This window comes from Nocardioides sp. (assembly GCF_036401255.1).
In the GTDB taxonomy this organism is placed as follows: domain Bacteria; phylum Actinomycetota; class Actinomycetes; order Propionibacteriales; family Nocardioidaceae; genus Nocardioides.
On sequence record NZ_DASWVI010000403.1, the window covers coordinates 1 to 5,689 of the forward strand.

At 72.4% G+C, this 5,689-nt stretch carries 6 protein-coding genes; 2 read left to right on the forward strand and 4 right to left on the reverse strand.

All coding sequences use genetic code 11. The features are described from left to right. From VGD85_RS18755 to VGD85_RS18765, 3 genes are all read right to left on the reverse strand, one after another. On the reverse strand, nucleotides 1–1,244 hold a 1,244-nt coding region (locus VGD85_RS18755), incomplete at its 3' end, for an aldehyde dehydrogenase family protein (RefSeq protein WP_331064947.1). Nucleotides 1,245–1,318: 74 nt separating this feature from the next. Further along, entirely contained in the window at nucleotides 1,319–1,681 is a 363-nt protein-coding gene (locus VGD85_RS18760; protein ID WP_331064948.1) for a DUF6912 family protein, read from the reverse strand. After that, nucleotides 1,678–3,126 (reverse strand): wax ester/triacylglycerol synthase family O-acyltransferase, encoded by a 1,449-nt coding sequence (locus VGD85_RS18765; protein ID WP_331064949.1) that lies wholly within the window; start codon nucleotides 3,124–3,126, stop codon nucleotides 1,678–1,680. The genes VGD85_RS18760 and VGD85_RS18765 overlap by 4 nt, the downstream gene beginning before the upstream one ends. A gap of 122 nt (nucleotides 3,127–3,248) precedes the next feature. Between VGD85_RS18765 and VGD85_RS18770 the strand changes: the two genes are divergently transcribed. Next, on the forward strand, nucleotides 3,249–3,611 hold the full coding sequence (locus tag VGD85_RS18770) for a hypothetical protein (RefSeq protein WP_331064950.1): 363 nt from the start codon (nucleotides 3,249–3,251) through the stop codon (nucleotides 3,609–3,611). A gap of 12 nt (nucleotides 3,612–3,623) precedes the next feature. Further along, nucleotides 3,624–4,961 carry a hypothetical protein gene (locus VGD85_RS18775; RefSeq protein ID WP_331064951.1) on the forward strand — a complete coding sequence of 446 codons (1,338 nt, stop codon included), beginning with the start codon at nucleotides 3,624–3,626 and terminating at the stop codon, nucleotides 4,959–4,961. Here VGD85_RS18775 and VGD85_RS18780 read toward each other — a convergent pair. Beyond that, on the reverse strand, nucleotides 4,940–5,689 hold a 750-nt coding region (locus tag VGD85_RS18780), incomplete at its 5' end, for an AAA family ATPase (protein ID WP_414690835.1). The two genes, VGD85_RS18775 and VGD85_RS18780, sit on opposite strands and share 22 nt — an antisense overlap.

Sequence of the window (5,689 nt, forward strand, 5' to 3'; positions counted from 1 at the left end):
CCCTCGACGACCGTCGGGTTCACGAACCAGCCGACCGAGTCGTCGAGTGTGCCCCCGACGAGGACGTCGAGCTTGCGCGAGCGCTTCGCGCGCTCGATCGCGGCCCGATGCTTGACGAACGCCCGTTGGTCGATGACGGCGCCCATGAAGTTGGAGAAGTCCGTCGGGTCGCCGATGGCGAGGCTCTCGATCTCGGAGAGGAACGAGTCCTTCATCTTCGTCCAGACCGAGCGGGCGACGTACGCCCGCGAGGCCGCCGAGCACTTCTGGCCCTGGTACTCGAAGGCGCCCCGGATCATCGCCGTGCGCAGCACGTCGGGGTCGGCCGACGGGTGGGCGACGATGAAGTCCTTGCCGCCGGTCTCGCCGACGATGCGTGGGTAGGCGCGGTAGCCGGCGATGTTGGCGCCGACCTCGCTCCACAGGTGCTGGAACACGGCGGTCGAGCCGGTGAAGTGGATGCCCGCGAGGTCGGGGCTGGCGAGCGCGACCTCGGAGACGTCGGCGCCGTGGCCGGGCAGCATGTTGATCACGCCCGGCGGCATCCCGGCCTCCTCGAGCAGCTCCATCGTCAGCGAGGCCGCGAGCTGCTGGGTGACCGCGGGCTTCCAGATGACGGTGTTGCCCATGAGGGCCGGCGCGGTCGGCAGGTTGCCCGCGATCGCGGTGAAGTTGAACGGCGTGATCGCGTAGACGAAGCCCTCGAGCGGCCGGTGGTCGGTGCGGTTCCAGACGCCGGGGCTGTTGCGGATCGGCTGCTCGGCCAGGATCTGCCGGGCGTAGTGGACGTTGAAGCGCCAGAAGTCGATGAGCTCGCAGGCGGAGTCGATCTCGGCCTGGAACGGCGTCTTGGACTGGCCGAGCACGGTGGCGGCGTTGATCCGCTGGCGCCACGGGCCGGCCAGCAGGTCGGCGGCCTTGAGCAGGATCGCGGCCCGGTCGTCGAAGTCCATGTCGCGCCAGCCGGGAGCCGCGTCGTTCGCCGCCTTGATGGCCGATCGGGCGTCGGCCTGGGTGGCGGCCTTCAGCGTGCCGAGCACGTGCTGGTGGTCGTGCGGCTGGACGACCTGCATCTCGACGCCGCCGCCGGCCTTCCAGCGTCCGCCGATGTAGCCGCGCAGGTTCTTCTGCTTCTTCTCCAGCTTGGCGATCTCCGCGGTCAGGGCCTCCCGTTCGGGGGTGCCCGGCGCGTAGGTCAGGTTCGGCTCGTTGGTGGGAGCCGGGGGGGTGGTCATGGCGTCCATGCCTGCGAGCGTAGCGAGCGGTCCCGCCACCCGCCGAGCCGGAGTACGCCGAGTCGGCACACCGGGGCAGTGCCTCAGAGGAGGTGGGGGATCTCCTGGGTGGCGAACCAGGCGAGGTCGTCGTCGGGGTCGGCGTCGGCGGGGCGGTCCTCGGGGTCGGCGTGGACGGCGACGACGCGCTTGAGCGGAATCGTCCACCCGGTCTCGGGCTCCTGGTCGAGCTCGGCGACCACGACGACCCGGCGTCCGGGGCCGTCGAGCAGGGTGGCGGAGGCGTCGGCCGCGGTCATCAGCGCGTCGTACTCCGCCTCCTCGTCGTCGCCGTCGGTGTCGAGGACCTCGAGGACCACGACGTCGTCGGTGACCTCGAACGCCCCCGCGCCGTGCTCCTCGGCGAGCCGGAGGAGGGTGGTCGGCAGGTAGATCCGCACGCTCATGACGACTCCTCGGGCGGTTTACGGCGCTTGCGGCCCCGCGGTACCCGCCCGCGGGTGCCGCGGGCGGAGTCGACGAGCTCGTCGAGCGCCTCCTGGAGGCACGGGCCGAGCAGGTCGGCGTCGGGCAGCATGTCGCGGTCGGCGGTGAGGCCGTAGTAGACGTGCCCGTCGTAGGACGTGACGCCGATCGCCAGCGGATGGCCCTCGAGCAGCGGCGGCACGGGGTAGGTCGCGAGCATCCGGGCACCGGCGGCGTAGAGCGGCGCCTGCGGCCCCGGCACGTTGGTCACGCTGAGCTGGTAGCCGCGGCGCTCGACGGCCGCGACCCGGGACCCGATCGCGTGGAACGTGGCCGGCGCGAAGCCGGAGATGCCGACCAGCCGGCTGGCCGCCACCGCCCGCCCGGTCTCCTTGTGCGCCTGGAAGGAGTAGGAGACCTGGTGCAGCCGGACCACGGGGCTGGCCTCCCAGACCGGCAGGTCGACGAAGTGCGCGGCGATCTGGCTGCCCAGCGAGGTGGCCTCGAGCTCGGCGTCGATGACCGAGATCGGCACCACGGCACGCACCCGGCGGATGCCGCGCATCGACTCCCCGCGGGTCATCAGCCAGGCCCGCAGCGCGCCGGTGACCGTCGCGAGCACGACGTCGTTGACGGTGCCGCCGTGGGCCTCGCGCACCAGGCGGTAGTCGGCGAGGTCGGTGCGGACCGCCACGACCCGGCGCTGCTGGGACAGCGGGCCGATGATCGGCGAGTCCGCGCTCGGCGTCCGGTTGGCGAGGGCGTCGATCACCCGGCTCGCCGAGCGGGCCGTCCCCGCGACCCCGCGCAGCGCCGCCCCGGTCGTGCTGCGCAGCGTGTCGAGCACGGTCTCCGGGGCGGTGACCGAGTCGCGCACCGCCTCGGCCATCAGGCCGAGCGGGGACGGCCGGCCGCGGGCCCGCCAGCCGTCGGCGCCCAGCTCCTTGGGCTCGGGCGACTTGTCGAGCAGCACCTGGCCGAGGTCGACGGTGTGGATGCCGTCGACGAGGACCTGGTGGGACTTGGAGAGGATCGCGACCTGCCCGTCGGCGAGGCCCTCGACGAAGTAGACCTCCCACAGCGGCCGGCTGCGATCCAGCGGCCGGGAGACGATGCGCGCCACCAGGTCGCGCAGCTGGTCGAGGCTGCCCGGCCGGGGCAACGCGGAGCGGCGTACGTGGTAGCCGATGTCGAAGTGGTCGTCGTCGACCCACACCGGGTTGGCCACCCGGCCGGGCACCACCTGGACCCGCTGGCGGTAGCGCGGGACGAACGAGATGCGCTCCTGCACGAGCCGGACCAGGCGGGCGTAGTCGAAGCCGGACTCCCCCGGGTCGAAGATCTCCACGGTCGCGTTGTGCATCGGCGTCGAGGCGGACTCCTCGGCCAGGATGGCCACGTCGCGCGGACGGAGCCTCTCGGTCATGGTGTCCCTTTCGTCGCGCCGCCGGGGGGCGGCGTACCGGGCGCTGGTACGACGTGCGATTCTGACAGACGTTACCGACGTTTGACGCAGCCCAGCTGAAGGGCCGAGCAAAGGACTCGACGATGCGCCGTGTGCTGGCCGCCCTGGCCGCCCTCCTCTGTTCCCTCGCCGTGCTCACCGCATGCGGGGGAAGCGACTCGCCGGACGAGGCGGACAGCGGGCCGAAGACCATCGCGGTCACGATCGAGGGCGGGAACGTCACTCCCAACGGCGAGCGGGTCGAGGTCGCCGTCGGGCAGGAGGTCGAGCTCGACGTCACCTCCGACGCCCCCGGCGTGATCCACGTGCACTCCAGCCCGGAGCAGGAGCTCGAGTTCGACGCCGGCGAGTCGACGCTGACCATCGAGGGCATCGACAAGCCGGGCACGGTCGACGTCGAGTCCCACGAGCTCGAGAAGGTCATCGTCCAGCTCGAAGTGCGCTGAGGGACTGCTGAGGTGTCGGACGGCTTCACCAGCGCGATCATCTCCACGCACGGGATCGGCGGCGCGAAGGACCTCCCGATCTCGCCCGAGCTCGCGATCGCGGGCGCCAGCGCCGCCCTGGTCGTCTCGTTCACCGTGCTGGCCGTCGCCTGGCGCACGCCGCGGTACGACGCCGCCACGAGCGGCCGGCCGGCCCCGGCACTGCTGACGAGGCTCGTCGACTCCGCCGGCTGGCGGGTCGCGTGCCGGGTCCTGGGCTTCGCGGTGTTCCTCTACGCCGCGATGGCCGCCGTGTTCGGCAAGGACCTGGTCATCAACCCGGTCTTCGGCATCTTCTACGTGTGGTGGTGGGTCGGGCTGGTGCCGCTCTCGCTGCTGCTCGGCCCGGTCTGGAAGGCCATCAGCCCGGTGCGCACGATCAACCTGGGCTTCGCCAAGGTCTCGGGCAGCGACCCCGACCGTGGCCTGTTCACCTACCCCGAGCGGCTCGGCTACTGGCCGGCGGCGCTCGGCCTGTTCGCGTTCGTCTGGATGGAGCTGGTCTACCCGTTCTCCACCGAGCTCGGCCCGGTCCGGCTGTGGTGCGCGGCGTACGTCGCGGTGATGCTGGTCGGCGGTGCCCTGTTCGGCTCCCGGTTCTACGAGAGCGCCGATCCGTTCGAGGTCTACTCCACGCTCGTCGCGCACCTGTCGGTGTGGGGCCGTCGCGACGGCCGGCTGGTGCTGCGCTCCCCGCTCGCGAACCTCGACACCGTCCCCGCCCGTCCGGGACTGGTCGCCGTGGTCGCCGTGCTGTTCGGCAGCACGGCGTTCGACTCGTTCAAGGACTCCAGCCGGTGGCTGTCGTTCGTGCAGTCCACCGACGTCTCCACCGACCTGCTGAACAACCTGGCGCTGGTGGCGTTCTGCGTGGGTGTCGGGCTGATCTTCGCGACCGGCTCCATGCTCACCGGCCTGGGCGACGACCTGCGCCGCCGCGAGCTGCCCAACCTGCTCGCCCACTCGGTGGTGCCGATCATCGTCGGCTACATCGTCGCCCACTACCTGCGCTACCTGGTCGAGGTCGGCCAGCTCACGTTGATCCAGGCGAGCGACCCGTTCAGCGACGGCAGCAACTACCTCGGGACGGCCGACCTCGACCCGTGGTACTGGCTGGCCTACCACCCGACGTTCCTGGCGAACGTCAAGGTGCTGGCGGTGGTCGCGGGCCACGTGCTCGGCGTGATCGCCGCCCACGACCGGGCGATCAAGATCCTGCCGCCACGACACCAGCTCACCGGCCAGCTCCCACTGCTGTTCGCGATGGTGGCGTTCACCGTCGGCGGGCTCTACCTGCTGTTCGCGGCCTGAGCCTGCGTCGCCGCGAGCGCGTCGGCGAGCCGGGCGATCGCCCGCACCAGCGGTGAGTCGCCGACCTCCACCAGCGTGCGGCCGGCGACCAGGGCGCGGTCGACGGCCGCCTGGTCGTCGGGCAGGAAGTGCAGGCCGGCGAGCCGGGCGAAGCCGGCCACCATCCCCGCGATGTCGCGCTCGGACCACCCGAGGGTGGGCCGCATCCGGTTGACCACCACGTGCACCGGCCGTCCACCGGTGAGCTCGCGCAGCTCGACCAGCCCGCGGGCCAGGCGCGAGAGGCCCACCGGGTCGGCGGAGCCGACGACGACCACCTCGTCGGCCACCTCGAGGGCGCCGAGCGTCATCTGGTTGCGACCGGGGCGGGTGCCGAGGTCGGGCGCCGGGTCCTCCTCGAGGCTGAAGCCGGTGTCGGCGACGACCTCGCCGTGCTCGCGGCCGACCTCCAGGAGGTGCTCGACGGCACCGGTCCGGACCTCGACCCAGCGGTCGCCGCGGGGCAGCCCGGTGACCACGCTCAGCCGCGGATCCAGCGCGCGCTGCACGGACGCGTACCGCTCCTCGAGCTGCCCCGCGGCCGCCAGCCGGGCCGCGGAGAGCAACCCCGACACCTCGTCGAGGATGCCGAGCTGCTGGGCCACGCTGCCGCCGTACGGGTCGGCGTCGACGAGGAGGGTACGCCGGCCCCGGCGGGCCGACTCGGCCGCGAGCGCGGTCGCGACGGT